This is a genomic window from Auraticoccus cholistanensis (genome assembly GCF_009742705.1).
GTDB classification, from domain to species: Bacteria; Actinomycetota; Actinomycetes; order Propionibacteriales; family Propionibacteriaceae; genus Auraticoccus; species Auraticoccus cholistanensis.
The window spans coordinates 273389-299433 of the sequence record NZ_WPCU01000007.1 but is presented as its reverse complement, the minus strand read 5'-3'; the positions used below and the strand labels follow the sequence as shown (position 1 = coordinate 299433).

Genomic DNA, 26045 nt, shown 5'->3' with positions numbered 1-26045 from the left:
CCCCGCCCACCCGCCACGACCCCCGTCCCGCCCGGATCGGCGTCCAGGTGCAGCCCCAGCACGCCGAGTACGCCGAGCTGCGGCGCGCCGCCTCGACCCTGGAGGAGATGGGGGTCGACGTCATCTTCAACTGGGACCACTTCTTCCCCCTCAACGGCGACCCCGACGGCGCCCACTTCGAGTGCTGGACGATGCTGGCCGCCCTCGCCGAGTCCACCGAGCGGGTCGAGATCGGTCCGCTGGTCAGCTGCCTCTCCTACCGCAACCCGCACCTGCTGGCCGACATGGCCCGCACCGTCGACCACATCAGCGGCGGCCGGCTGATCTTCGGCATCGGGTCCGGCTGGGCCGAGCGGGACTACACCGAGTACGGCTACGAGTTCGGCACCGCCGGCAGCCGGCTGGACGCGCTGGCCGCGGCGCTGCCGGTCATCCGCGACCGCTGGTCCCGGCTCAACCCCCCGCCCACCCGCGAGGTGCCGGTCATGATCGGCGGCGGCGGGGAGCGCAAGACCCTGCGGATCGTGGCCGAGCACGCCACCATCTGGCACGCCTTCGGCGACGTGGAGACCCTGGTGCGCAAGAACCGGGTGCTGGACGAGTGGTGCGCCTCGGTCGGCCGCGACCCGGGCGAGATCGAGCGCTCCAGCGGGGTCGCCCCGACCCCCGGCCGCCAGCCCGAGGACGTCGCCGACTACGCCGGTGCGGCCCAGCAGCTCTACGACATCGGCACGCGGCTGTTCACCGTCGGCTGGTCCACGACCGACCCCGACCTGGGCAAGGTCCGCGACCTCGTGGCCTGGCGCGACGAGGTCAACGCGCGGGCGCGCTGAGCACCGCCGGGCAAGGTCACGAACCGGTATCGCTCGCAGGCAGCTGCGGCGTGGCCCTTGTCGCCCACGAGGGCCTGTGACAGATTGACCCTGCTCCATTCACTCGGATCGTCGGGCACGTACCTGCCCGTGAAAGGAAGGCGTGGCATGGCCACAGTCAGTTTCAAGGACGCAACTCGGGTTTACCCCGGCGCCGACAAGTCAGCCGTCGACAAGCTGAACCTCGAGATCGGGGACGGCGAGTTCATGGTCCTGGTCGGCCCGTCGGGGTGTGGCAAGTCCACGTCCCTGCGGATGCTCGCCGGTCTGGAGGAGGTGAACGCGGGCTCCATCCACATCGGTGAGCGCGACGTCACCGACCTGCCGCCCAAGGACCGCGACATCGCGATGGTGTTCCAGAACTACGCCCTGTACCCGCACATGACGGTCGGGGACAACATGGGCTTCGCGCTCAAGATGCAGAACGTGCCGAAGGCCGAGCGCCAGCAGCGCGTCATGGAGGCCGCCAAGCTGCTCGGTCTGGAGGACTTCCTCAACCGCAAGCCCAAGGCCCTCTCCGGTGGTCAGCGTCAGCGCGTGGCGATGGGTCGGGCCATCGTCCGCCAGCCGCAGGTGTTCCTGATGGACGAGCCGCTGTCCAACCTGGACGCCAAGCTGCGCGTGTCCACCCGCACCCAGATCGCCGCCCTGCAGTCCCGCCTGGGCGTCACCACCGTCTACGTGACCCACGACCAGGTCGAGGCCATGACGATGGGTGACCGCGTCGCGGTGATGAAGGACGGCGTGCTGCAGCAGGTCGACAGCCCGCTGGCCCTCTACGACACGCCCAAGAACCTGTTCGTGGCCGGCTTCATCGGCTCGCCCGCCATGAACCTGATCGAGGGCAAGGCCACCGACGGTGGCGTCATGGTCGGCGACTACCTGGTGCCGATCTCGCGCGACACCCTGGCCAAGGCCGGCGGCGAGACCGACCTGACCGTCGGCATCCGGCCGGAGGTCTTCGAGCTCTCCGAGGGCGGCGACGGCATCGGTCTGGACGTGGCCGTGGTCGAGGAGCTGGGCGCCGACGCCTACCTCTACGGCACCCTGTCGGGTCTCAACGAGGACCAGCGGATCACCGCCCAGCAGATCGTGGCCCGGATCTCCTCGCGGCGTCCTCCGTCGCGCGGCGCCCAGGTGCGGCTGGCGGTCGACCCGCAGCACGTCCACGTGTTCTCCAACAAGACCGGGGACCGCATCTCCACCCCGGCCGGCGTCGCCTGAGCCGACCGCTCAGCAGCAGCTCGCACCACCCACGAGGGTCCCGCTCCGGCGGGGCCCTCGTGGCGTTCCGGGAGCCCCTGGGGGCGGAGGGTGCAGACTGGAGCGGTGCCCCGATTCCTCTCGGCCAAGCCCGACTCCCGCCTGATCCCGCTGCCGTGGTCGACGCCCCTGGAGGCCTGGCCGACCGAGCACCTGGTCGCGCTGCCCCGGGGCATCTCCCGCCACGTCGTCCGCTTCATCCGCGTCGGCAACGACGTCTACGCCGCCAAGGAGGTGCTGGAGCACCTCGCGCTGCACGAGTACCGGCTGCTGCACGACCTGATGCGCCTCGACACCCCCTCGGTGGTCCCGGTCGGCGTGGTGACCGGCCGGATGGGCCCCGACGGCCCGATGGACCCGGTGCTGCTCACCCAGCACCTGCGGTTCTCGCTGCCCTACCGCTCGCTCTTCTCCCCCGGTGTGCGGCCCGAGACCGTCAGCCGGCTGCTGGACGCGATGGTGGTGCTGCTGGCCCGGCTGCACCTGAGCGGGTTCCTGTGGGGCGACGTCTCGCTGTCGAACTGCCTCTTCCGCCGCGACGCCGGCGCCTTCGCCGCCTACCTCGTCGACGCGGAGACCGGTGAGCTGCACGAGCAGCTCACCGACGGCCAGCGCGCCCACGACCTGAGCATCGCCCGGACGAACCTGTTCGGCGAGTTCTGCGACCTGGAGGCCGGCGGGCTGCTGGACGAGGCGCTGGACCCGCAGCAGCTGGTGGACACCATCGAGTCCCGCTACGCCGCGCTGTGGTCGGAGCTGACCGGGGTGGAGGAGTTCGACGAGTCCGAGATGCACCGGATCGAGGGCCGGGTGCGCCGGCTCAACGCGCTGGGCTTCGACGTGGCCGAGCTCGACATCACCACCGACCTCGACGGCTCGACGGTGCGGATCCAGCCGAAGGTGGTCGACGCCGGGCACCACTCGCGGCGGCTGCTGCGGCTGACCGGTCTGGACACCGAGGAGAACCAGGCCAGGCGGCTGCTCAACGACCTCGACACCTTCCGGGCCCGCACCGACCAGCAGGGTGCGGACGAGGCGATCGTGGCCCACCAGTGGCTGACCACCTGCTTCGAGCCGGTGATGGCGGCCGTCCCCGCCGACCTGCGCGGCAAGCGGGACGCCGCCGAGATCTTCCACGAGGTGCTGGAGTACCGCTGGTACAGCTCGGAGAAGGCCGGCTACGACATCGGGCTGATGGACGCGGCCCGGGGCTACGTCGAGAACGTGCTGCGCACCCTGGAGGACGAGGCGATGACCGCCGCACCGCTGCCCGAGCGGGCGCTGGCCAACCCCTACGACCCGTCGCAGGGCTTCGCCGAGGACGCCGACGACAAGCCCTACGACCCCTGGGAGGACGAGGCGGAGCAGGTCGACGTCCGCGCCGGCGCCTTCCTCGACATCGACGCCCTGCGCCGCAAGGGCTGAGCGTCACGCGCGAGAGGCTCAGCGCGGGGGCATCCGCAGTGCGCCGTCGAGGCGGACCACCTCGCCGTTGAGCAGCGGGTTGGCCACCAGCTGCTCCACCAGCAGCGCGTACTCCTCGGGCCGTCCCAGCCGCGGCGGGTGCGGCACGAGCGCCTCGAGCGAGGAGCGGACCTCCTCGCCGAGCCCGGCCATCATCGGCGTCTCCATCACCCCGGGCGCGATGGTGGCCACCCGGATGGCGTGCTGGGCCAGGTCACGGGCCGCGGTCAGGGTGAGGGCCACGACGCCGCCCTTGCTGCTGGCGTAGGCGGCCTGGCCGACCTGGCCGTCGTAGGCGGCCACGCTGGCCGTCATCACCACCAGCCCGCGGTCGCCGTCGAGCGGCTCGTTGCCGCTCATGCGCTCCGCCGCCAGCCGCAGCAGGTTGAAGGTGCCGACCAGGTTGACCTCCACCACGCTGCGGAAGGCCTCCAGCGGGAGCACCCCGCGGCGGGACAGGATGCGTCCCGGCGTGGCGACCCCGGCGCAGCTGACCGCCACCCGCAACGTCCCCAGCGCGGCCGCCCGGTCCACCGCCGCCTCCACCTGCTCCTCGTCACGGACGTCGGCGGGCACGAACTCGGCCCGTGGCAGGCCCGCCGCCACCTCGGCCCCGGGCGAGGAGGGCAGGTCGACGAGCACGACGGCGGCGCCGGAGCCGGCCAGCGCGCGGGCCGTGGCGAGCCCGAGCCCGGAGGCCCCGCCGGTGACCAGGACGGCGTCGGCCGAGGTCAGCTGCATGCCTCGGAGCCTAGTCATCACGCGCTGACAGTGGTGGGATGGTCCCCGACCCGCCCCCTGCCGAGGAACCCCCATGCCGATCAGCCGCCGCAGCCTGCTCGCCGCCGTCCCCGCCGTCGGCCTGCTCACCGTCGCCTGCCCCTGGCCCGCCCACGCCGACTCCGCCGGCGACCTGCCGACGGTGCTGGCCAACACCGTCGACCTGCTCGTGGGGACGGAGCAGAGCAACGCCTCCCCCGCCGTCGCCACCAAGCTGGCCAGCATGGACGCCACCGCCCGCACCCGGCTCGCGGCGATGGACGCCGCCGGCCCGGACGAGGTCTTCGCCGACGTCCCGCTGGGCACCGACGACGCGCTGCTGGCCCGCACCGCCACCTGGCTGCTGGACGTCGCCAAGGCGACCCGGCTCCGCGGCAGCGGCTCGGACCTGGTCGACGACACCGCCACCCAGGACCGCGTGCTGGACGCCGTGGCCTGGCTGCACGCCACCCACCTGGCCGACCAGGACCGCGGCTACTACGGCAACTGGTTCAACTGGGAGATCGGCATCCCCAGCGCGCTGACCCGGACCCTGGTGCTGCTGGCGCACCGGCTGCCGGCCCGGCCGGGGCTGCTGGACGACCTCGTCGCCACCATGGACGCCTACCTGCGCAACGGCGAGGACGGCGACGTCGACCTCGACTCCCGCTTCCACACCGGGGCCAACCTGGCCGACATCACCACCAACCGGATCCTGCAGGGCGCCCTCACCGGTGACGTCCAGCGGGTCGGGGCGGCGCTGGGCAACCAGCTGACCGTCTACGCCACCATCGACCCCTACGCCCTGCAGCACGGGGTCACCGACGGCCACTACGCGGACGGGTCGTTCATCCAGCACCACTCGGTGGCCTACACCGGCTCCTACGGCAAGGCGCTGCTGGCCCGCGTGGTGCAGACCATCGCGGTGCTGCAGGGAACCTCCTGGGCCACCGGCGCCGAGCTGGTGCAGGTGGTGCAGCACTGGGTCCGCGACGGCTTCGCCCCCGTCGTCTTCGAGGGCTGGATGATGGAGGCGGTCAAGGGCCGCGCGGTCAGCCGCACCACCACCGGCTACACCGACGTCGCCGCGGTGGTCGAGGCGGTCGTCGACCTGGCCGAGCTCAGCACCGGCGCCGAGGCCGCCGCGCTGCGGAGCTGGGTGAAGTTCCTCAGCACGGCCGCCGGCAGCGCGATCAACCCGGCGAGCTTCGCCTCCCCGTTGAGCACCGCCCGCCACGCCGAGGTGCTCGCCGACCCCGAGGTCGTCCCGGCCGACCTGGTCCCGGCCACCTCCCACAGCACCTTCGCCGCCATGGAGCGCGACGTGCACCGCCGGCCCGGCTGGGCCTTCGCGCTCTCGCGGAGCTCGGAGCGGATCAGCAAGTACGAGTACATGAACGGGGAGAACCTGCTCCCCTGGTTCCAGGGCGACGGCGCCCACCACCTCTACCTCTCCGGTGAGGACCAGAACCGCACCTTCGGGGTCGACCACCTGGTCACCGTCGACCCGGCCCAGCTCCCCGGCGTGGTGGCCCCGGTCGAGCAGCGGCGCAGCGTCCCCGACCTCTACGGCACCAGCTGGTACGAGGCCCCCGACCACCCGCTGGGCTTCACCTCCTCCTCGGAGTCGCAGAACACCTACGTCTACTTCCCCGTCGCCACCTCCGCCCACTCCGGCGGGGCCCGGCTGGGCGGCTACGGCTCGGCGGCGATGGTGCTCTCCGACGACGTCGCCCACCGCGACGCCGGTCGCGGGCTGCTGCCGGAGGACCTGCGCACCTGGGCCGCCGCCCGCGCCACCCGCTCGTGGTTCATGCTCGACGAGGAGGTCGTGCTGCTGGCCGCCGGCGTCTCCGACCCCGCGGGCCGCGACGTGCTGACCACGCTGGACCGGCGCAGCACCGTCTCCGCCGACGTCGAGGTGGTCGGGCGGCTGCGCGACGGCGGCCGCTGGACCGGCCCCGGACGGGCGGACCTGGCCTGGGTGCGCTGGAGCGACCGCAGCACCGGCGCCGCGGTCGGGCAGGTGCTGCTGCAGACCCCCGAGGTCGACGTCCGCTGCGCCCCGGTGCGGGCCAGCCGGCGGGTGGTGCGGCTGTCCAACCCCGCGACCACCGCCACCCGCACCGTCTACGGCGTCGAGGTGCGCACCCCGGCCGGCTCCGAGCAGTCGCTGGCCTGGGCGCTGGTCCCCGGCGCCGACGAGGCCGCGCTGGACGGCTACGCCGCCCAGACGCTGCGGGTGCTGGCCAACACCACCGCGGTGCAGGCGGTGGAGCACGCGGGCACCGGGCTCACCGGCGTCAACACCTTCGGCTCCGGACGCCACCGGGCCGGCGGGGTCGAGGTCGAGGGACCGGCGGCCGTGCTGGTGCGCCGCAGCGGCTCGCAGGTGGAGGTGGCCGTGGCCGAGCCGACCACCTCCCGCCGGCGCGTCGACGTGGTGCTGGCCGAGCCCCTGCGGCTGGTGCGCTCCGACCGGCGGGTGCGCGCCACCCCCGCGCCCGGCGGCGGCACCCGGCTCTCGGTGGACGTCCACCAGCAGTACGGGCGGAGCGTCACCGCGACGCTGCGTCCACGCTGAGCGTCAGCCGGGCCGCTGACGCGGCCGGGAGGACCGCTGCAGCAGGTGGCGTGCAGCAAGCTGGTGTTCCGGAACCCGCACCGTGCCCGACCGCTGCCGCGCGGCGGCCCGCGGTGGCCGCGCCCCGGCGCCGGAGTGCCTAGACTGCACCGGTGAGCCTGCGCCTGTACGACTCCGCCACCCACGAGATCCGGGACTTCGTCCCGATGCGTGAGGGCGAGGTGTCGATCTACCACTGCGGGCTGACGGTGCAGTCGTCGCCGCACCTGGGCCACATCCGCAAGGAGGTCGTCTTCGACGTGCTGCGGCGCTGGCTGACCTGGCACGGCCTCGCCGTCACCGTGGTGGCCAACGTCACCGACATCGACGACAAGATCCTGGCCAAGTCCGCCGAGGCGGGCGTGCCCTGGTTCGTGCACGCCTACCGGTTCGAGCGCGAGCTGCACGCCGCCTACGCCGCCCTCGGCTGCCTGCCGCCCAGCTACGAGCCGCGGGCCACGGGGCACGTGCCGGAGATGCTGGAGCTGGTGCAGCAGCTCGTCGAGCGGGGCCACGCCTACCCGGCCGAGGACGGCTCCGGCGACGTCTACTTCGACGTCCGCTCCTGGCCCGCCTACGGCGAGCTGTCCGGGCAGCGGCTCGACGACATGGAGCCGGCCGCCGACGCCGACCCCCGCGGCAAGCGCGACCCCCGCGACTTCGCGCTGTGGAAGGGTCACAAGCCCAGCGAGCCGCTGAGCGCCTCCTGGCCCTCGCCGTGGGGACGCGGGCGCCCCGGCTGGCACCTGGAGTGCTCGGCGATGGCGGGCAAGTACCTGGGCGACGAGTTCGACATCCACGGCGGCGGGCTGGACCTGCGCTTCCCCCACCACGAGAACGAGCTCGCCCAGTCGCGCGCGGCCGGACGTCCCTTCGCCCGGCTGTGGATGCACAACGCCTGGGTGACCGCGGCCGGGGAGAAGATGAGCAAGTCCCTCGGCAACGGCGCCCTGGTGTCGGAGGTGACGAAGGCCTACCCGCCGCGGGCGGTGCGCTTCTACCTGCTCGGCCCGCACTACCGCTCCACGGTCGAGTGGTCCGACACCTCGCTGGCCGAGGCGACCGCAGCGCTGGGGCGCGTGGACGGCTTCGTCGAGCGGGCCACCCGCGCCGTCGGCGAGCAGCAGGGGACGGTCCCCGACGACTTCGTCGCCGCGATGGACGACGACCTCGGCACGCCCGGGGCGCTGGCCGTCCTCTACGGCGCCGTCCGCGACGGCAACGTGGCCCTCGAGCGGGGCGACCAGGCCACCGCCGCGCGGCTGCTCGGCGAGGTCCGGGCCATGCTGGACGTCCTGGGGCTGCGCGCCGACGACCCGGTCTGGGGCCAGGGCGGCTCCGACGACCTCACCCCCGTGGTGGACGCCCTGGTCCGCACCCTGCTGGAGCAGCGGGCGCAGGCCCGCGCGTCCCGCGACTTCGCGACCGCCGACGCCGTCCGCGACACCCTGGCCGCGGCCGGGATCGCGATCACCGACACCCCCAGCGGACCCGAGTGGTCGCTGGCCGGGAGCAAGGAGCACTGATGCCGGGCAACAGCCAGCGACGCAACGCCGGGTCACGCGGCCCCAGCAAGGCCGCGGGCAGCGGCGGGCGGGTCCGCCGCGCCCTCAAGGGCAAGGGACCCACGCCGAAGGCGGAAGACCGTCCCTACCACAAGGCCTACAAGGCCAAGCAGGCCGCCAGCCGGCGCCAGGGCGGCACCGGCAGCCGGCCCGCGCCGTCGAAGACCGGGCGCCCCGGCGCCGGGCCGGAGTGGGTGGCCGGACGCAACCCCGTGCTGGAGGCGCTGCAGGCCGAGATCCCGGTCCGCACCGCCTACGTCGCCGAGGGCGCCGAGCGCGACGACCGGCTTCGCGACATCCTCCGGATCACCGCCGAGCGCAGCACCCCGATGCTGCAGGTCACCCGCGGCGAGCTGGACCGGCTGACCGGTGGCGCCGTGCACCAGGGTGTGGCGCTGCAGCTGCCCGAGTACACCTACGCCCACCCCGACGACCTGCTGGCCCTCGCGGTCGAGGCGGGACCGTCCTCGCTCGTGGTGGCCCTGGACCACGTCACCGACCCCCGCAACCTCGGCGCCGTGGTGCGCTCGGCGGCGGCCTTCGGGGCGGTCGGCGTGCTGATCCCGGAACGCCGCGCGGCCGGGATGACCGCCGCCGCCTGGAAGACCTCGGCGGGCGCGGCCGCCCGGCTGCCGATCGCCCGGGCGACCAACCTCAACCGCAGCCTGCGGGCCTTCGCCGACGCCGGGTTCACCCTGGCCGGGCTGGCCGGCGAGGGCACGACCGACGTCGCGGCGCTGCCCGCGGCCAGCGAGCCGCTGGTGCTGGTGGTGGGCAGCGAGGGCGAGGGCCTGTCGCGGCTGGTCCGCGAGGCCTGCGACGTGCTGGTCTCCATCCCGATCGCCAACGAGGTGGAGTCGCTGAACGCCGGCGTGGCCGCCGGCATCGCCCTCTACGAGATCTCCCGCCAGCGCAGCTGAGCCCTGTGGACGACCGCCGCCGCCGCGGCGGCGGACGTGCTGGTCTGGGCGGGTGCACCTGCCACCGGTGGTCAAGCTGGCCGCCCTCCGGGCCGCCGGGCTGACGGCTGCCCAGGCGCGTGCGGGGCTCGAGGCCGCCGGCTACCGCGCCCTGGGAGCGGGGTGGTTTGCCGGGCCGGGGGCGGACGCCCGGGTGGTGGCGGCTCTGCGGCAGAACTGCCGGCTGACCTGCGCCACGGCGGCCCGGGAGCACGGTCTGTGGGTTCCGCCGCACTCGGGCACCCACGTGGCGGCGCTGCGGACCCGGCGGGCTCCCGCCGGGCTGGTCGGGCACGCACCGGTGGTGCGCCGCTGGGTGGACGACCGGCACCTGCTGCCGCTCGACCTGACGCTGCTGCACGCGGTGCGCTGCCTGGGCGTCCCGGGCTCGGCCGTCCTCCTGGAGTCGGCGATCAACCTCGGTCTGCTGGGGCTGCCCGAGGTGGCGGCCCTGGTCGAGGACCTGCCCGAGACCTGGCGCCGGCCGTTGCTCCGGGTGCGACGGGGGTCGCAGTCGGGCACCGAGACGGTGGTGCGGTTGTGGCTGGAGAGCCGCCACGTGCGGGTGCAGCCGCAGGTGCAGGTGCCCGGGGTGGGGCGCGTCAACCTGCTGGTGGGCCGGAGCTGGGTGATCGAGCTGGACAGCGTCACCCACCACACCGGCACCGAGCAGTACGCCGAGGACCGCCGTCGGGACCTCGAGCTGCGCCGCGCCGGGTACACCGTGACCCGGCTGACCTACGCCCAGGTCTTCCACGAGTGGGAGGCGACCCGGCGGGCGCTGGAGGACATCCTGCGGCGCCGGCTGCACCGCCGACGGATCTGACACCAGATCCGCCGCTCTGCCTATATAGGCACAGCGGTGGATCTGGTGACAGAAAGGTTCGGGGTCAGAGCCGGCTGAGCCGCTCGGAGGCCTCGGCCAGCACCTCGGGGCGCTTGCAGAAGGCGAACCGGACGAGGGTGGCGGCCGAGGCCGGGTCGGCGTAGAACACCTGCGCCGGGACGGCGACCACACCGATCCGGGCGGGCAGCGAGCGGCAGAACTCCACCCCGTCCCGCTCGCCGATGGCGGCGATGTCGGCGATCACGAAGTAGGTGCCCTCGGGGCGGAAGACCTCCAGCCCGGCCGCCCGCAGCCCCTCGCTGAGCAGGTCCCGGCCCGCCTGCAGGGTGGCCGCCACCGAGGCGAAGTGCTCCCGGGGCAGCCCCAGGCCCACCGCCACCGCCGGCTGGAACGGCGCGCCGCCGGAGAAGGTGAGGAACTGCTTGGTGGCGTTGACCGCCCGCACCAGCTGCGGCGGGGCGCACAGCCAGCCGATCTTCCAGCCGGTGACCGAGAACGTCTTGCCGGCCGAGGAGACCTGCAGGGTCCGCTCCCGCATCCCGGGGAAGGTGGCCAGCGGCCGGTGCACGCGGCCGTCGAAGGTCAGGTGCTCGTAGACCTCGTCGCAGAGCACCCACAGGTCGTGCTCCACCGCGATGTCGGCCAGCCCCTGCAGCTCCTGCTCGGTGAGCACCCGGCCGGTGGGGTTGTGGGGGCTGTTGACCAGCAGCACCCGGGTCCGCGGCCCGACCGCCGCCCGGACGGCGTCCAGGTCGAGGGCGAAGTCCGGCGGGTGCAGGGTCACCGGGCGCAGCACCGCACCGGCCATGGTCGCCGCCGCGGCGTAGGAGTCGTAGGTCGGGTCGAGGGCCACCACCTCGTCGCCCTGCTCGCAGAGCGCAAGCAGCGCCGCCGACACGCCCTCGGTCGCGCCGGTGGTGATCAGCACCTCGGTCTCGGGGTCGTAGTCCAGCCCGTACCACTCCGACTGGTGGCGGCTGACGGCCTCGCGCAGCACCAGGTGCCCCAGGCCGGGCGGGTACTGGTTGACGCCGTCGCGGACCGCCCGGACGGCGGCCTCCAGCACCTCGGGCGGGCCGTCGGTGTCGGGGAACCCCTGCCCGAGGTTCAGGGCACCGGTGCGGGCCGCCAGCACCGACATCTCCGCGAAGACGGTGGTGCCGAACCCGCGCATCCGCTCGACGAGGGGCTCTGTGGATGTCACCGCCCCACGTTCTCACACCCGCCCGGGCACCACCGGCAGGGGCGCGTCGGGCTCACGGCAGGTCGAGCGAGCCCGCGCGGCGCAGCCGCAGCCACCGGTGCCCGTACCCCGGCAGGGCGAGCTCGGCTCCGGTGCCGGCGACGGCCACCCGCTCGTGGCTGAGGACGTCCACCAGCTCCAGGCCGTCGTCGGGCCCGGTCACCGGGAGCCGCACGCCGACCGGCTCGGACCCCAGGTTGTGCACCGCCACCACCGAGGACTCGTCGAGGTCGCAGCGGTGGACCAGCACCTGGCGGGCGTCCTGCTCGACCACGCTGAAGCGGCCCCACCCCAGCTCGGGGCAGCTGCGGCGGGCGGAGACGAGGGAGCGCACGAAGCTGAAGAGGGAGTCGGGGTCGTGCAGCTGGGCGTCGGCGTTGACGTGCTCGGGGCCGTAGCCGTCGGGCACCACCCGCTGCACCAGCTGCTCGGGCTCGGCGGAGGAGAAGCCGCCGTTGGGCCCGGGACCCCACTGCATCGGGGTCCGCACCGCCATCCGCCCGGGCGCCGCGAGGTCCTCCCCCATCCCGATCTCCTCGCCGTAGTAGAGCGCCGGCGTGCCGGGCAGCGAGAAGAGCAGCGAGTAGGCCAGCCGGACCCGCCGGGGGTCGCCGTCGACCATCGGCGGCAGCCGGCGCTTCAGCCCGCGGCCGTACACCTGCATCTCCTCCTCGGGCCCGAAGGCGGCGAAGACCTCCTGGCGCTCCTCCTCCGACAGCTTGTCCAGGGTCAGCTCGTCGTGGTTGCGCAGGAAGGTCGCCCACTGGCAGGCCGGGTGGACGACCGGCCGCTCCGAGAGCGCCCTGGCCAGCGGGGCGGCGTCCCCGCGGGCCATCGAGAGGTAGGTGGCCTGCATGGTGATGAAGTCGAACAGCAGGTTCAGCTCGTCGCCGCGGTCCCCGCCGAAGTAGGCCAGCTGCTGCTCGTGGGGCAGGTTGACCTCCCCCAGCAGCACCGCGTCCCCCTTGCGCCGGGCGGTGTAGGCGCGGAGCTCGCGCAGCACGGCGTGCGGGTCCCCGGCCAGCTGCTCGTCGGCGGCGGTGTCGACGTCCTGCACGAAGTAGGGCACGGCGTCGACCCGGAAGCCGTCGATGCCGAGCTCGAGCCAGAACCCGACCACCCGCAGGATCTCCTCCACCACCGCCGGGTTGCCCACGTTGAGGTCGGGCTGGTGGCGGTAGAAGTGGTGCAGGTACCACTCGCCGGTGGCCTCGTCGCGGGTCCAGATCGAGTCCTCCTGGTCGGGGAAGACCACCTGGGCGGAGGTGTCGGGCGGTTCGGTGTCGCGCCAGACGTAGTAGTCGCGGTAGGGGCTGTCGGTGCTGCTGCGGGCGGAGACGAACCACGGGTGCTGGTCGGAGGTGTGGTTGATCAGCAGGTCGACGATCACCCGGATGCCGCGGTCGTGGGCGGTGCGCACGACCTCCACCAGCCGGCCGTGGTCGCCCAGCCGGGCGTCGACGCCGTAGAAGTCGGTGACGTCGTAGCCGTCGTCACGGTCGGGGCTGGGGTAGAACGGCATCAGCCACAGGCAGCTGATCCCCAGCTCGGCGAGGTAGTCGATGCGCCGCGACAACCCCTGCAGGTCGCCGATGCCGTCCCCGTCGGCGTCGAGGAAGGTCTCGACGTCGAGGCAGTAGATGACCGCGCTCTTCCACCACAGGTCGCTGGTGTCGGTGACCCGCACGTCGCTCACCGAACGGCCGGCGAGCTGCCGGCCAGCTGCGGCAGCACCTGCTCGCCGAAGACGTCGAGGAACTCCTGCTGCTGCTGCCCGACGTGGTGCAGGTAGAGGTCGTCGAAGCCCAGCTCGGCGTACTCGGCCAGCCAGGCCGCGTGCTGGCCGGGCTCGGCCGAGATCCGGACGGCCTGGGCCACCGACGCCGGCCCGACGTGCTCGGCCATGGCGTCGAAGCCGGCCGCGGTCGCGGTGTCCCAGATGACCGGCTCGCTGAACACGTTGGTGCGCCACTGGTCCACCGCCAGCGCCTCGGCCTCCTCCTCGGTGCGGGCCCAGGACAGGTGCACCTGCAGCGAGGCCCGGCCGCGTCCGCCCGCCTCGCGGTAGGCCGCCAGCACCTGCTGCAGCTGCTCGGGCGGCTGGTTGATGGTGATCAGCCCGTCGGCCCAGGCGGCGACGCGGGACGCCGAGGCCACCGAGACCACCGGCGCGACCAGCAGCGGCACCGGCTCGGCCCGCTCCCACACCCGCGCCCGGTCGACGGTGACCAGGCCGTCGTGGCTGACCTCCTCACCGGCCAGCAGCCGGCGGATGACGTCGACGCACTCGTCGCGGCGGCGGTCGCGGACGTCCTTGGCCGGCCAGCGGGCGCCGGTCACGTGCTCGTTGAGCGCCTGCCCGCTGCCCAGCGCCACCCAGAACCGTCCGGGGAACATCTCGCCCAGGGTGGCGATCTTCTGGGCGGCGACGGCCGGGTGGTAGCGCTCGCCGGGGGCGCTGACCACGCCGAGCTCCAGCCCGGTGGTGGCCAGCGCGGCACCCAGCCAGGACCAGGCGTAGCCGGAGTGGCCCTGCCGTTCGCTCCACGGGAAGAGGTGGTCGGAGCACATCCCCATCTGGAAGCCGGCCTGCTCGGCGTGCTGCAGGTCGGAGAGCAGCTGGCGCGGCGCGACCTGCTCGTGGGACGCGTGGAAGCCGATGCGGGTCATGGCACCAGCGAAGCACACCGCCGCGCCGCGCGGCGGCGGGGCGTGCCCGCGGTCAGGAGACCAGCAGCACCACGGCGCTGACGGTGGCCGCTCCCAGCACCGCCAGCTCGAAGGCCCGCTGCGGGATGCGGCGGATCAGCCGGGTGCCGATGAAGGCCCCCAGCAGCACCCCCGGGGCCAGCACCAGGGCGAGCAGCAGCAGCCGCCACTCCAGCAGCCCGAGCCCGACGCTGAACGGCACCTTGCACAGGTTGATGCCGAGGAAGAACCAGGCGTTGGTGCCGATGAAGCGCCGCTTGTCCACCCCCTGCCCGAGCAGGTACAGCGTCATCACCGGCCCGGCGGCGTTGGCCACCATGGTGGTCGCGCCGGCGGCGGTGCCGACCCCCAGCCGGGCCGGCCAGGGCCACGGGCGCGGGTCGCCCTCGGGTGCGGGACGCCGCCAGCGCAGCACGAGCTGCAGCAGCGTCAGCACCAGCAGGATCGCGCCGATCCCCCGCTGCAGCCCGACGTCGCTGACCACGGCCAGCAGCGCCGTCCCCAGCAGCAGCCCGGGCAGCAGGCCGGGCACCAGCCCGCGGATCAGACGCCAGTCCACGTCGCGGTGGTAGCGCAGCACGGCCAGCACGTCGCCGATGATCAGCACCAGCAGCAGCGCCGCGGTGGACTCCCGGGCCGGCAGCACGAGGGCGAACAGCGCCACGGCGAGGGTGCCGACCCCGCCGATGGCCGTCTTGGCGAACCCCACCCCGACCGCGGCGAGGGCCAGCAGCGACCAGGCCAGGAGGGCCTGGGCAGGGGTGAGCTCCAGGCCGAGCAGCTCTGCGGACGTGGTGGCCTCCTCCGCCGGGAAGGTCCAGCGCGGACCCTCGGACGGTGCCGGACTGTACCGGAGGGCGGCGGTACCCTGGGGCGTCCGCCAGCCTCGACCAGGAGTACCGGTGACCGATCCCCTCATCCCGACGATCAACGACGCCTACCGCGCCACCCTGCAGGTGGTGGAGTCCGTGGAGCCGCGCATCGCCGGCGCGATCCGCAGCGAGCTGACCGACCAGCGCGCCTCGCTGAAGCTCATCGCCTCGGAGAACTACGCCTCCCCCGCCGTGCTGCTGACGATGGGCAACTGGCTCAGCGACAAGTACGCCGAGGGCACCGTCGGGCACCGCTTCTACGCCGGCTGCCAGAACGTCGACACCGTCGAGTCGGTGGCCGCCGAGCACGCGCGCGAGCTCTTCGGCGCCGAGTACGCCTACGCCCAGCCACACTCCGGGATCGACGCGAACCTGGTGGCGTTCTGGTCGATCCTGGCCCACCGCGTCGAGCAGCCCGAGCTGGCCGAGGCGGGCGTCCGCCAGGTCAACGAGCTCTCCGAGGACGCCTGGGAGGTGCTGCGGAAGAAGTTCGGCGAGCAGCGCATGCTCGGCATGAGCCTGGACGCCGGCGGCCACCTCACCCACGGCTTTCGCCCCAACATCTCGGGCAAGATGTTCCACCAGCGCTCCTACGGCACGGACCCCGGCACCGGCCTGGTCGACTACGACCAGGTGGCCGCGATGGCTCGGGAGTTCAAGCCGCTGATCCTGATCGCGGGCTACTCCGCCTACCCCCGCCGGATCGACTTCGCCCGGATGCGTGAGATCGCCGACGAGGTCGGTGCCACCTTCATGGTCGACATGGCCCACTTCGCCGGCCTGGTGGCCGGCAAGGTGTTCACCGGCGACGAGGACCCGGTGCCCCACGCCCACGTCGTCACCACCACCACCCACAAGTCGCTGCGGGGTCCGCGCGGCGGGCTGGTGCTGGCCACCGAGGAGTACGCCCCCAGCGTCGACCGCGGCTGCCCGATGGTGCTCGGCGGCCCGCTGTCGCACGTGATGGCCGCCAAGGCGGTGGCCCTGGCCGAGGCCCGTCAGCCGTCCTTCCAGGCCTACGCCCAGCAGGTGGCCGACAACGCCAAGACGCTGGCCGACGGGCTGATGCGCCGCGGCGCCAAGCTGGTCACCGACGGCACCGACAACCACCTCGTGCTGCTCGACGTCAGCGGCTACGGGCTGACCGGGCGGCAGGCCGAGTCCGCGCTGCTGGAGGCCGGTGTGGTGACCAACCGCAACGCCGTCCCCAACGACCCCAACGGCGCCTGGTACACCTCCGGCGTCCGGCTGGGCACCCCGGCGCTGACCTCGCGCGGGTTCGGCGCGGCCGAGTTCGAGCAGGTCGCGGACCTGATCACCTCGGTGCTGTCCAGCACCACCCCGGCCACGGCCAGCAGCGGCCAGCCGGGCAAGGCGAAGTACGTGCTGGCCGACGGGGTCGCCGGCTCCACCCGGGCCCGGATCGCCGAGTTGCTCGAGGCCAACCCGCTCTACCCCGGCCTGGAGCTCTGAGCCCGGCGGCCGACCCCCGCCGCCGCTACCCTCGGGGGCTGTCCGTCCCGTCGTAGGAGGAGACCGGTGGTCCCGCCCCGCAACACCGTGCACCTGTTCGAGGTCTCCGGCGCCGACCCGGCCCGGCTCGACGACCTGGAGCTGGTGCAGCGGCTGCTGGCCCGGGTGGTCGGCGAGGCCGGGCTCACCCCGGTGGCCGAGACCGCGCACCGGTTCAGCCCGCAGGGGCTGAGCCTGGCGGTGCTGCTGGCGGAGTCCCACATCGCGGCCCACACCTGGCCGGAGGCGGGTACCGCGTACCTGACGCTGACCACCTGCCGGCCGCCCGATCCCGACTTCGGCGCCGCGACCGCGGCCCTGGTCCGGGAGGGTCTGGCCGCGGACCGGGTCGAGCTGCGGGAGCTGGTGTAGTGGCGCGTCCCAAGGCCCGGATGAAGTTGGGCCGCTACCTGATCGGCGACCCGCCGTGGCGCTCGCTGCCCAACGGCGTCGCCGTCTACACCGAGCGCGACCCCGAGGACGGCAGGACCTACTCCTGGGAGGAGTGGGAGCTGCTCGGCTACGAGGACCTGGACTTCTGGGTCGAGTACGACCACCACTCCCGGCAGGTGTCCCTCTACTGGCCGGCCCGCAGCGAGCCGCCGGTCGACCCCACCCGGCTGCGGCTGCACCAGCAGCTCGACCTCACGGTGGACGGCACCCCCCGGCGCTGGGTCGTCCGCGAGGTCGGTGCCGGGACCATCGCGTTCCTCGACGGCGCCTTCACCTACGACATCACCACCGGGCAGCAGGTCGCCTACGCCGAGCTGTCCGAGGTCGGCGGTCCGCACCGGGCGGTGGTGGAGAAGTTCGACGACCGGGTGATCGACACCTACGCCGCCACCACGCTGGACGTCAAGGCCCAGAAGCACCACTTCGGACGCCGGGTCGCCCCCTACGACCTGCGCAAGCTGGTCGTCGCCCTGCTCGTGCTGGTGGTCCTGGGCCTGGGCGTCCTCAGCTCGTGCCTCTCCCCGCGCGACTGCACGCCGCGGTCGGGCCAGACCACCACCGACTGCCGCACCGGCTACGGCGGGGGCGGCGGCGGAGGCGTCGGCAAGTGACCACCCACCTCACGATCGGAGACCGTCCATGAACGAGCAGACCTCGTCCGCCCTCGACCTCGCCGCCCTGCTGTCGACGGTGGTGTACTCCGTGCTGGGCATCGTGCTGATGGTGCTGACCATCGTGGTGGTGAACAAGCTGTTCCGGCTGCAGCTGCACCGGGAGCTGGTGCAGGAGCACAACGTGGCGTTCGGCATCATGATCGCCGGCTTCGCGGTGGCCATCGGCGTCATCATCGCCGGCACCATCATGTCCCCGTGACCCGGCGCGGGCAGCTCGACCGGGCGACGGTCTTCGCCGCCGCCCTGCTGGTCGCCGTCGGGGGCATCGTCTACGAGCTGATCCTGGGCACGACCGCCTCCTACCTGTTCGGCAGCTCGGTGGTCGCCTTCTCCCTCGCCACCGGGCTGACGCTGTTCGGCATGGGGCTGGGGTCGCTGCTGGCCGCCCGGCTCGCCTCCGACCCCGGGCTGAACTTCGTCCGCAACGAGGTGCTGCTGGCGCTGCTGGGCGGCAGCTCGGTGCTGCTGGTGCACTGGAGCTTCGCCGCCACCGACGCCTACTGGGTGGTCTACGTGGCCCTCTCGCTCGCCATCGGGGTGGGGATCGGCGTCGAGATCCCGCTGCTGGTGTCGCTGGTGCGGGCCAGCGGACGCGAGGAGTCGGTGGACCTGCTGTCGAAGGTGCTGGCCCTGGACTACTTCGGGGCGCTCGTCGCCTCGCTGCTGTTCCCGTTCCTGCTGCTGCCCACCCTCGGCCTGGCGCGGACGGCGGTCACGGTGGCCCTGCTCAACGTCGCCGTCGCGCTCTTCATGCTGTGGCGGATGGGGCTGCGGACCCGCTGGAACCTGCTGTCGGTGCTCGCGCTGGTGCTGCTGCTGGCGCTGTTCGTGGGCAGCTCCTCGCTGGAGCGGATGGCGGTGGCCCGCCAGTACACCGACCCGGTGGTGCACCAGGAGACCACCGGCTACCAGCGGGTCGTGCTGACCGCCTACGGCCCCGACACCCGGCTGTGGCTCGACGACCAGCTGCAGTTCTCGACCGTGGACGAGGCCCGCTACCACGAGACGCTGGCCCACGCCGCGCTCACCTCGGTGGACCGGCCTCGCTCGGTGGTCGTGCTCGGCGGCGGGGACGGGATGCTGGCGCGGGAGGTGCTGCGCCACCCCGACGTGGAGCGGGTGACCGTCGTCGACCTGGACCCCGCGGTGACCACGCTGGCCCGGGAGAACCGGCTGGTGGCGGAGGCGAACCAGCACTCGCTGGACGACCCCCGCGTCGAGGTGGTCAACGCCGACGCCTTCGTCTGGCTGGGTGAGCCGCACCCGCCGGCCGACGTGGTGCTCGCCGACCTGGTCGACCCCTCCGACGGGCGGGTGGCCAAGCTGTACTCCCGCGAGATGTACGCCCGGGTGGCGCAGCGGCTCGCCCCCGGCGGCGTGTTCGCCACCCAGGCCACCTCCTCCTACTTCACCCCGGGCGCGCACCGCCAGATCGCGGCGACCGTGCTGGCCGCCATGCCGCAGCGCACGGTGGTGCCGCTGTCGGTCAACGTGCCCTCCTTCGGCGAGTGGGGCTTCGTACTGGCCCTGCCCCAAGGACCCGGCGGGGTGGTCGTCGACCCGGAGCCGGGCCAGGTGCCGGGCCTGCTCACCCGCTCCCCGCTGCCGGAGGGGCTGCGCTTCCACGACGCGGAGTCGCTGCGGGCGACCACCCGGCTGCCGCGGGACGCCTCCGGCGGCGACCCCGCCGCGGGGTGGGACGCCGAGGTGTCGACCCTGCTGCACCCGCGTGTGGTGACCACCTACGCCCGCGACATGTGGCAGTGGCGCTACTGACGCGTCCTGCGGCTCGGCGCCGGGAGGCTCAGCGGGCGAAGAGGTTGCCCGAGACGGTCGAGATGAAGTTCTTCAGCGACTCGGGCAGGTGGCGCAGGTGCCAGTTCTCGGGCCCGTGGTACCACGACAGCTCGTTGGAGTCGGCGGTGTCGTCGTCGTCGGTGCGCACGATGGCGTCGATCCAGCGGTCACGCCCGCCCAGCACGATCGCGTAGGGCAGCACCTCCGACAGCTCGCGCAGCTCCCGGCCCGGAGGCATCCGGTCGGTCGGCTCCTGGAGCAGCTCGGTGCGCAGCGTGGCCAGCCCGGCCAGCAGGCTGGCGCCGGCCGCCGTGCGCGACGGCATCTCCTGGCCCACGAAGGCCAGCCCGAGGGCCAGCGCGAGCAGGGCGAGCCCGAGCAGGCCGAAGGTGGTGAAGGCGACCAGCAGCACGGTGGCGACCACGGCGACGACCAGCGCGACCACGCCGGCGGTGCGCCAGACGGTGCGGGTGCTGTCGGGGCGGTGCTCGAACCAGCCGCTGCTGACGACGTCGTCGTAGAGCCGGTCCTGCACGTCGGCGATGTGCGGGGTCAGGGTCGGTCCGATCTCGGAGACCAGCACGCCGTCGCGGCCCTCGGCCGGGGTCAGCGCCGCCAGCAGGCTCTTCTCGAACCCGGCCAGGTCGGTCTCGGGGGCGCCGGTGCGCCGGATCCGCCAGTCGGTGCGGGCGAACTCCGCCCGGGGCAGCTCCTCGATGACCAGGTGCCCGCGCACGGCCAGGTCGATCAGGCTGGCGGTGACGTCGATGGGGTCGACCCGCTCGTCGACCACGGTGCCGACCTGGCCGGGGCGGACCTGGGTCAGCAGCGAGAACTCGGCCTGGTTGTCGCCGGTGGGGCGGAACTCGGCCACCCGCACCGGCTGCCCCGCCGCGGCGTCGCGGCCGGCACGGCGGTGCAGGGTGTACAGCACCAGCCCGCCGAGCACCAGGGCGCCGAGGGCCAGGGCCAGCGGCAGCGGGTCGGCCGAGAAGGCCCCGCCCAGCGTCCAGCGGCGCTCGACCTGCTCGTTGACGGCCACCGCCGCGGACGGCACGGTGATCTGCAGCAGCACCATCTCGCCCTGGCCGCGGGCGCTGTCGCCGAACTGCGGCTGCGGGTAGTCGTCGGTGCCGGCGGCGGAGAAGCGGCAGACGCCGGGGCTGACGCCCTCCGGCGGCCCGCTGAGGCACTGGAAGTCCTCCGGCAGCCCGGGCAGGCTGACCCGGCCGGTCACCTCCCCAACGCTCACCGACAGCCCCTGCAGCACGCGCCAGCGCAGCTGCGTGGAGTCGCCGGCGGAGAAGCTCGCACCGGTGACGGTGTAGCCCCAGCTGAGGGTGTCGGTGACGCCCTCGGTGGGCAGCGTGATGGTGACGGCGTCGGAGGACTCCTCCACCTGCGCGGTGACGCCCTCGGCGGTGACGTCGGCCACCCGGTAGACGTACTGCCGGTCGCCCAGGGCGTTCTCCAGCAGCGCGACCCGCTGGGTCACCTCGGCCGGCACCTCGCCGTCGAAGGTCAGGGTGTGCTCCACCCGGACCGCGCCGTCGGGCTGCACGCTCACCTCGAGGTCGACCAGGGCGGCGTGCCCCTCGGCGCGGGCGGGCAGGGCCACGGCGGCCAGCAGCAGCGCCAGCAGGGCGACCAGGACCGCCCGGGTCCTCGTCCCCAGGCGGGGCGGGGTCGCCAGGTTGGTTGCGCTCACTCGGGGCCTCCGGTCGTGTCGTCGAGGTGCCTGGTGGCCGACACGATAGCCGGACCAGGCCCACCGGCGGGGACCACCCGTCGGCTAGTGTGGCGGCCGTGACGCAATCGCCCTGGGGTCAGCCACCGCGTCAGCGCCCGGCTCAGCAGTGGAGCAACCCGCCCGCACCGTGGGGGCAGCCGCAGTGGCCGGCGCCCGGCCCGCAGCGCGGGCGCCCGCCGGCGCAGTGGCCCGGCCAGCCCGTCTGGGGACAGCCCACCGGCGGGGCCCCCGGGCCGACCTTCCCGCCGCCGCGGGCGCCGCAGCGTCCCAACCCGCTGCGCACGCTGTTCCTGGCCATGAGCGCGCTCGCCGTGGTGGCGCTGCTCGGGCTCATCGCCGTGAACGTCTCCGGGGTGGGGAGCAGCAGCGACGTCGCGTGGGCCAACGAGGACTACCAGGTCCCGCCGGAGACCTCGAGCCCGCCGGAGCTGCCGGCCTACCCGACCACCTTCGAGGAGGCCTACGCCGCCCTGGAGGAGAACCCGCTGTACAGCCAGCAGATGCCCGAGCCGGTGCGCTGCGAGCTGCCGCCCGGCGAGCCGGCGCAGATGAGCGACCGGGAGCTGGACGCCTACTTCACCGAGCAGATGGCCTGCCTGACGCGGGCCTGGCAGCCGCCCACCAGCGCCGCCGGCTACGTCGAGGTGCGTCCGCCGGTGACCATCTACCGCGACCAGGTCACCTCCGGGTGCGGCTCGATGGAGGGCGCGGAGGCCGTCAACGCCTTCTACTGCCCGGCCGACCAGGCGGTCTACTTCTCGACGCTGATGTTCGAGTACCTGCCCGACCTGCGGGAGCCGAGGATCGCGGAGCTGGTGATGGCGCACGAGTACGGCCACAACGTGCAGGCCCGCACCAACCTGCTGCTGCCCGCCCACATCCTGATGGCGAACATCGACGACGAGGACGCCCAGCTCGAGATCAGCCGCCGGCTCGAGGTCCAGGCCGACTGCTTCGCCGGCACCTTCTTCAACTCCACCCACCAGTCGCTGCAGCTCACCGACCAGGACTTCGCCGCCATGGAGCAGGCGCTGTTCAACATCGGCGACGACCAGCTCAGCGGCGACCCGGACGTCGTGGGCAACCACGGTCGCGGCGCGAGCCGCCAGCTGTGGGGCGAGCGGGGCTGGGAGACGACCGCGCTGTCCTCCTGCAACACCTTCACCGCCCCCTCGGGCGAGGTGGAGTGACGGCTCGGGCGGCGCGCTAGCGGCTGGCCTGCACCAGGGCGCTCGCCAGCGCGGCGAGGCCCTCGCCCCGACCGGTGAGCCCCAGACCGTCGGTGGTGGTGGCCGACACGCTGACCGGTGCCCCCACCAGCCGGCTCATCAGCGCCTCCGCCTCGTCGCGGCGGGCGGCGAAGCGGGGACGGTTGCCGACCAGCTGCACCGACACGTTGACCACCTCGAAACCGGCGGCCCGCACCCGGCGGACGGTCTCGGCGAGGAACTCCCGGCCCGGCGCCCCGGCCCAGCGCGGGTCTGAGGTGCCGTAGTTGCTGCCGAGGTCCCCCAGCCCGGCGGCGGCCAGCAGCGCGTCGCAGACGGCGTGGGCGACCACGTCGCCGTCGGAGTGGCCCACCGGGCCGGCGGGCTCGTCGGCGAAGTCGAGGCAGGCGATCCGCATCGGCCGTCCGGGGGCCAGCGCGTGGACGTCCAGACCGGTGCCGGTGCGCAGCGCCGCCAGCGGGGGCCGCGGCGGGCCGAGCAGCGTCTCGGCCAGCGCCAGGTCGGACTCGGCGGTGATCTTGAGCGAGCGGGGCGAGCCGTCCACGGTGAGCACCGGGTGGCCCAGCAGCTCGCAGGCGGCGGCGTCGTCGGTGACCGTCCCGCCGGAGCGGCGCAGCTCCTCGTGCGCGTCCCGCAGCACCTGGTGGTCGAAGCCCTGCGGCGTCTGCACGGCCCGCAGCCGGCTGCGGTTCAGGCCCCGGGTGCGGTCCTCGCCGACCTCGCGGACGGTGTCGACGACCGGGACCACCGGCACCACCGCGGGGGCCCCGGCGCGGACGGCCTCCACCACCCGGCGGACGACCTCGACCGGCACCAGCGGCCGGGCGGCGTCGTGGACGAGCACCACCGTCGCCTCGGAGCCGCCCAGCGCCTCGAGGGCCAGACCGACCGACTCCTGGCGCTCGCGTCCGCCGGCGACGAGGCGCAGCCGGACGCGCTCGGCCAGGTCGGCCAACGCGGCGGCGAAGTGCTCCCCCAGCTCGGGGCGGATGGCCACTACGACCTCGTCGACGCCGCCCTCGACCAGGGCGCGGACGCTGTGGTGGACCAGCGGGCGGCCGGCCAGCGTCCGCAGCGCCTTCGGCGGACCGCCGGAACCCATCCGGACGCCAGAACCGGCCGCCACCACGATGGCAGCGACCGGTCCAGGGGTTGTACGGGTGGTGCTCAGGAGGCGAGCACCTCGTCCAGCAGGACCTCGGCGCGGTCCTCCTCGACCCGCTCGGCCAGCGCCAGCTCGGAGACCAGGATCTGGCGCGCCTTGGCCAGCATCCGCTTCTCGCCGGCGGACAGCCCGCGGTCCTTCTCACGGCGCCACAGGTCGCGGACGACCTCGGCCACCTTCAGCACGTTGCCGCTGTGCAGCTTCTCGAGGTTGGCCTTGTACCGGCGGGACCAGTTGGTGGGCTCCTCGGTGTGGGGCGCCCGGAGCACCCCGAAGACCCGCTCCAGCCCCTCGGCGTCGACGACGTCACGCACACCGACGAGGTCGAGGTTGGCGGCTGGCACCCGGACGACCAGATCGGTCTGCCCGACGATCCTCAGGACGAGGTAGAGCTTGTCCTCACCCTTGATCTTGCGGGTCTCGATGTCTTCGATGACGGCCGCCCCATGGTTGGGGTAGACCACCGTTTCTCCGACTGTGAAAGACATATGTTGTGCCCCTTTCCCTGATCGAGTCTACCACGCGGCGGTTCGGGGCCCTGCGGCGTTTGGCCTAGCCAGAGGCCGGTGGGCGGCGCCGCACCCCTTGACAGCCGGCCGACGGTGTGTCTCCGCGGTGCCACCGCGAGGCGCCGGTGGGTCCTGCAGCGCGTTTGTCGCTAGGCTGCTCGCAGCCGAGCAGGAGGAGCACGCCCACCGTGAGCATCACCGACCGAGGCCCTGTGGCCGCAGCCGTCGCGGACACCGTCGCGCCGCCGCGTGGCGGGCGTCCGGCACGTCGACTCGCTCGCGGGCTCGCCGCCGCCGTGCTCTCCGCCGGCCTGGCGCTGGGCGCCGCCGGATGCGGCTTCGACGTGCAGACGCTGCAGCCGTACACCCCCTCCGAGGGGGTCAACACCGACGTCGGCACCACCGAGAACCGGCTGCCCGCGGTGAAGGTGCGCGGGCTGATGGTGGTGGCCACCGACGACGACCAGGGCTTCCTCTCCGCCGCCCTCTACGCCCCCGAGCAGCCCGACCGGCTGGTGGACGTCAGCGGGTTCGCGCTGGGCACCGGCGGCGAGGCCGGCCCGCCGCTGACCACGCAGGTGCCGCCGGACCTCACGGTGGCGCCCCAGGACGGCGCCGTGGTGCTCGTCGAGCAGCGGGCCGCGGTCACCCTGCAGGGCGAGGGCCTGGTCGCCGGCCGGACCGCCGAGCTGACCCTGACCTTCGAGCGGGCCGGGGCCGTCACCCTCGTCGTGCCGGTCGTGGCGATCGCCGACTACGAGAACCTCACCCCGCCGGGGACGCCGCCGGCCACCCCGGGCCAGGGCGCCTGAGTCAGCCGATCGTCACCTCGTCGCTGAACAGGCTGCTGATCGACTCCCCGAGGTGGACCCGCCGGACGGCCTCGGCGAACAGCGGCGCCACCGAGCGGACGGCCAGGTTCGGCACCCGCCGCTCCGGCGGCAGCGGCACCGTGTTGGTGCAGACCACCTCGGTGACGTCGGGCTGGTCGCGCAGCCGCTCCACCGCCGGCCCGGTGAACAGCCCGTGGGTGCAGGCGATCGCGACGCTGGACACCTCCTCGCGGCGCAGGCAGGACAGCAGCTCCACGATCGAGCCGGCGGTCGCGATCTCGTCGTCGAGCACGATCACGTCCTTGCCGCGCACGTCGCCGACGATGGCGTCGATCACCACGGTGTCGTCGCCCTGCCGCCGCTTCGAGCCGGCGGCCACCGGCACCCCGAGCTGACGGGCGAAGTACCCGGCCACCTTGACGTTGCCGAAGTCCGGTGAGACCACCACGGTGTTGGACAGGTCGCGGCCGGCGAAGTGGGCCGCCAGCTCCTTGATGGCGCTGAGGTGGTCCACCGGCACCGAGAAGAAGCCGTGCACCTGCTCGGAGTGCAGCGCCATCGTCACCACCCGGTCGGCGCCGGCGGTGGCCAGCTGGTCGGCGACCAGCCGGGCCCCGATGGAGATCCGGGGGGCGTCCTTCTTGTCCGAGCGCGCGTAGGCGAAGTGCGGGATCACCGCCGTGATGTGCTGCGCCGAGGCGCCGCGGGCGGCGTCCAGCATCAGGAACAGCTCCATCAGGTTCTCCTGCACCGGCGGCACCAGCGGCTGCACCACGAACACGTCGCGGCGCCGGCAGTTGGCGCGCAGCTGCACCTGCAGGCAGTCGTTGCTGAACCGGGTGGTCCGCGACGGGGACAGCTCCACGCCGAGGATGTCGCACATCTCGGCGGCGAAGGCCGGGTGCGCCGAACCGGAGAAGACCGTGATGTCACCTGTCACGGACGGT

The 26045-nt window shown here is 73.7% G+C and carries 23 protein-coding genes and 1 pseudogene; 14 read left to right on the top strand and 10 right to left on the bottom strand.

Annotated features, from left to right (window positions below):
* Window positions 1–47 precede the first annotated feature (47 nt).
* The 3 genes from GC722_RS12380 to GC722_RS12370 all read left to right on the top strand — a co-directional run bounded on the left by GC722_RS12380 (window position 48) and on the right by GC722_RS12370 (window position 3560).
* Entirely contained in the window at window positions 48–833 is a 786-nt protein-coding gene (locus GC722_RS12380; RefSeq protein WP_408609314.1) for an LLM class F420-dependent oxidoreductase, read from the top strand.
* A gap of 147 nt (window positions 834–980) precedes the next feature.
* Window positions 981–2096 carry an ABC transporter ATP-binding protein gene (locus GC722_RS12375; protein ID WP_156610490.1) on the top strand — a complete coding sequence of 372 codons (1116 nt, stop codon included), beginning with the start codon at window positions 981–983 and terminating at the stop codon, window positions 2094–2096.
* 105 nt (window positions 2097–2201) lie between these two features.
* Window positions 2202–3560: a DUF4032 domain-containing protein gene (locus GC722_RS12370; RefSeq protein ID WP_331714757.1), complete on the top strand. Its 1359-nt coding sequence runs from the start codon at window positions 2202–2204 to the stop codon at window positions 3558–3560.
* An 18-nt stretch (window positions 3561–3578) separates the two neighbouring features.
* Here GC722_RS12370 and GC722_RS12365 read toward each other — a convergent pair whose 3' ends face one another.
* A complete protein-coding gene (locus tag GC722_RS12365; RefSeq protein WP_156610489.1) occupies window positions 3579–4340 on the bottom strand; it encodes an SDR family NAD(P)-dependent oxidoreductase in 762 nt (253 codons plus the stop codon).
* Between the two features lie 73 nt (window positions 4341–4413).
* Here GC722_RS12365 and GC722_RS12360 point away from each other — a divergent pair, with 73 nt between their 5' ends.
* The 4 genes from GC722_RS12360 (at window position 4414) to GC722_RS12345 (ending at window position 10331) form a co-directional block, all read left to right on the top strand.
* Window positions 4414–6942, top strand: coding sequence for a polysaccharide lyase family 8 super-sandwich domain-containing protein (locus GC722_RS12360; RefSeq protein ID WP_156610487.1), 2529 nt, complete (start codon window positions 4414–4416; stop codon window positions 6940–6942).
* A gap of 152 nt (window positions 6943–7094) precedes the next feature.
* Window positions 7095–8507, top strand: a complete 1413-nt coding sequence (cysS, locus tag GC722_RS12355) for a cysteine--tRNA ligase (protein WP_331714756.1) — start codon at window positions 7095–7097, stop codon at window positions 8505–8507.
* Window positions 8507–9466 carry a 23S rRNA (guanosine(2251)-2'-O)-methyltransferase RlmB gene (rlmB, locus tag GC722_RS12350; protein WP_156610484.1) on the top strand — a complete coding sequence of 320 codons (960 nt, stop codon included), beginning with the start codon at window positions 8507–8509 and terminating at the stop codon, window positions 9464–9466. Before cysS ends, rlmB begins: the two co-directional genes overlap by 1 nt.
* Window positions 9467–9518: 52 nt before the next feature.
* Window positions 9519–10331 carry a DUF559 domain-containing protein gene (locus tag GC722_RS12345; protein WP_197430104.1) on the top strand — a complete coding sequence of 271 codons (813 nt, stop codon included), beginning with the start codon at window positions 9519–9521 and terminating at the stop codon, window positions 10329–10331.
* A gap of 64 nt (window positions 10332–10395) precedes the next feature.
* Here the strand turns inward: GC722_RS12345 and GC722_RS12340 are convergent, their stop codons facing one another.
* From GC722_RS12340 to GC722_RS12325, 4 genes are read right to left on the bottom strand one after another with little or no spacing between them, the layout of a single operon-like run.
* The gene (locus GC722_RS12340) at window positions 10396–11556 is read right to left on the bottom strand and encodes a pyridoxal phosphate-dependent aminotransferase (protein WP_331714755.1); all 1161 of its coding nucleotides are present in this window, start codon (window positions 11554–11556) and stop codon (window positions 10396–10398) included.
* Window positions 11557–11608: 52 nt separating this feature from the next.
* Window positions 11609–13282 (bottom strand): alpha-amylase family protein, encoded by a 1674-nt coding sequence (locus tag GC722_RS12335; RefSeq protein WP_331714754.1) that lies wholly within the window; start codon window positions 13280–13282, stop codon window positions 11609–11611.
* A 5-nt stretch (window positions 13283–13287) separates the two neighbouring features.
* Window positions 13288–14265: a TIGR03885 family FMN-dependent LLM class oxidoreductase gene (locus tag GC722_RS12330; RefSeq protein WP_156610482.1), complete on the bottom strand. Its 978-nt coding sequence runs from the start codon at window positions 14263–14265 to the stop codon at window positions 13288–13290.
* Window positions 14266–14317: 52 nt separating this feature from the next.
* Window positions 14318–15223, bottom strand: coding sequence for a sulfite exporter TauE/SafE family protein (locus GC722_RS12325; protein WP_156610481.1), 906 nt, complete (start codon window positions 15221–15223; stop codon window positions 14318–14320).
* Here GC722_RS12325 and GC722_RS12320 point away from each other — a divergent pair.
* The 5 genes from GC722_RS12320 to GC722_RS12300 all read left to right on the top strand — a co-directional run bounded on the left by GC722_RS12320 (window position 15222) and on the right by GC722_RS12300 (window position 19591).
* Complete coding sequence (locus GC722_RS12320; RefSeq protein ID WP_331714758.1) at window positions 15222–16649, top strand: glycine hydroxymethyltransferase; 1428 nt, start codon at window positions 15222–15224, stop codon at window positions 16647–16649. The genes GC722_RS12325 and GC722_RS12320 overlap by 2 nt on opposite strands.
* Before the next feature lie 66 nt (window positions 16650–16715).
* Window positions 16716–17060, top strand: a complete 345-nt coding sequence (locus tag GC722_RS12315) for an S-adenosylmethionine decarboxylase family protein (RefSeq protein WP_156610478.1) — start codon at window positions 16716–16718, stop codon at window positions 17058–17060.
* A complete protein-coding gene (locus GC722_RS12310; protein WP_156610476.1) occupies window positions 17060–17752 on the top strand; it encodes a hypothetical protein in 693 nt (230 codons plus the stop codon). Before GC722_RS12315 ends, GC722_RS12310 begins: the two co-directional genes overlap by 1 nt.
* A 28-nt stretch (window positions 17753–17780) precedes the next feature.
* The gene (locus tag GC722_RS12305) at window positions 17781–18014 is read left to right on the top strand and encodes a DUF350 domain-containing protein (RefSeq protein WP_156610474.1); all 234 of its coding nucleotides are present in this window, start codon (window positions 17781–17783) and stop codon (window positions 18012–18014) included.
* A complete protein-coding gene (locus GC722_RS12300) occupies window positions 18011–19591 on the top strand; it encodes a polyamine aminopropyltransferase (RefSeq protein WP_197430100.1) in 1581 nt (526 codons plus the stop codon). The genes GC722_RS12305 and GC722_RS12300 overlap by 4 nt, the downstream gene beginning before the upstream one ends.
* A 28-nt stretch (window positions 19592–19619) precedes the next feature.
* Here GC722_RS12300 and GC722_RS12295 read toward each other — a convergent pair whose 3' ends face one another.
* A complete protein-coding gene (locus tag GC722_RS12295; protein ID WP_156610472.1) occupies window positions 19620–21320 on the bottom strand; it encodes a DUF2207 family protein in 1701 nt (566 codons plus the stop codon).
* Between the two features lie 98 nt (window positions 21321–21418).
* Between GC722_RS12295 and GC722_RS19310 the strand changes: the two genes are divergently transcribed.
* Window positions 21419–22552, top strand: coding sequence for a neutral zinc metallopeptidase (locus GC722_RS19310; RefSeq protein WP_156610469.1), 1134 nt, complete (start codon window positions 21419–21421; stop codon window positions 22550–22552).
* Between the two features lie 16 nt (window positions 22553–22568).
* Here the strand turns inward: GC722_RS19310 and ispF are convergent, their stop codons facing one another.
* The 3 genes and pseudogenes from ispF to GC722_RS12280 all read right to left on the bottom strand — a co-directional run bounded on the left by ispF (window position 22569) and on the right by GC722_RS12280 (window position 24244).
* The gene (ispF, locus tag GC722_RS17805) at window positions 22569–23039 is read right to left on the bottom strand and encodes a 2-C-methyl-D-erythritol 2,4-cyclodiphosphate synthase (protein WP_408609313.1); all 471 of its coding nucleotides are present in this window, start codon (window positions 23037–23039) and stop codon (window positions 22569–22571) included.
* A gap of 39 nt (window positions 23040–23078) precedes the next feature.
* Window positions 23079–23720: pseudogene (gene ispD, locus GC722_RS17800) on the bottom strand (2-C-methyl-D-erythritol 4-phosphate cytidylyltransferase); the annotation flags it as partial.
* A 38-nt stretch (window positions 23721–23758) separates the two neighbouring features.
* Window positions 23759–24244, bottom strand: a complete 486-nt coding sequence (locus GC722_RS12280; RefSeq protein ID WP_156610465.1) for a CarD family transcriptional regulator — start codon at window positions 24242–24244, stop codon at window positions 23759–23761.
* A gap of 209 nt (window positions 24245–24453) precedes the next feature.
* On the opposite strand from GC722_RS12280, the gene GC722_RS12275 reads away from it, so the two are divergent.
* On the top strand, window positions 24454–25077 hold the full coding sequence (locus tag GC722_RS12275; protein WP_156610463.1) for a hypothetical protein: 624 nt from the start codon (window positions 24454–24456) through the stop codon (window positions 25075–25077).
* Between the two features lies 1 nt (window position 25078).
* Here the strand turns inward: GC722_RS12275 and GC722_RS12270 are convergent, their stop codons facing one another.
* Entirely contained in the window at window positions 25079–26038 is a 960-nt protein-coding gene (locus GC722_RS12270; protein ID WP_331714753.1) for a ribose-phosphate diphosphokinase, read from the bottom strand.
* Window positions 26039–26045 lie beyond the last annotated feature (7 nt).

What these genes read in the sequence shown, in the direction of transcription:
- GC722_RS12375 (WP_156610490.1), top strand. Translation starts at nt 981, where the DNA reads ATGGCCACAGTCAGTTTCAAGGACGCAACTCGGGTTTACCCCGGCGCC.
- GC722_RS12365 (WP_156610489.1), bottom strand. Translation starts at nt 4,340, where the DNA reads ATGCAGCTGACCTCGGCCGACGCCGTCCTGGTCACCGGCGGGGCCTCC.
- GC722_RS12360 (WP_156610487.1), top strand. Translation starts at nt 4,414, where the DNA reads ATGCCGATCAGCCGCCGCAGCCTGCTCGCCGCCGTCCCCGCCGTCGGC.
- rlmB (WP_156610484.1), top strand. Translation starts at nt 8,507, where the DNA reads ATGCCGGGCAACAGCCAGCGACGCAACGCCGGGTCACGCGGCCCCAGC.
- GC722_RS12330 (WP_156610482.1), bottom strand. Translation starts at nt 14,265, where the DNA reads ATGACCCGCATCGGCTTCCACGCGTCCCACGAGCAGGTCGCGCCGCGC.
- GC722_RS12325 (WP_156610481.1), bottom strand. Translation starts at nt 15,223, where the DNA reads ATGAGGGGATCGGTCACCGGTACTCCTGGTCGAGGCTGGCGGACGCCC.
- GC722_RS12305 (WP_156610474.1), top strand. Translation starts at nt 17,781, where the DNA reads ATGAACGAGCAGACCTCGTCCGCCCTCGACCTCGCCGCCCTGCTGTCG.
- GC722_RS12280 (WP_156610465.1), bottom strand. Translation starts at nt 24,244, where the DNA reads ATGTCTTTCACAGTCGGAGAAACGGTGGTCTACCCCAACCATGGGGCG.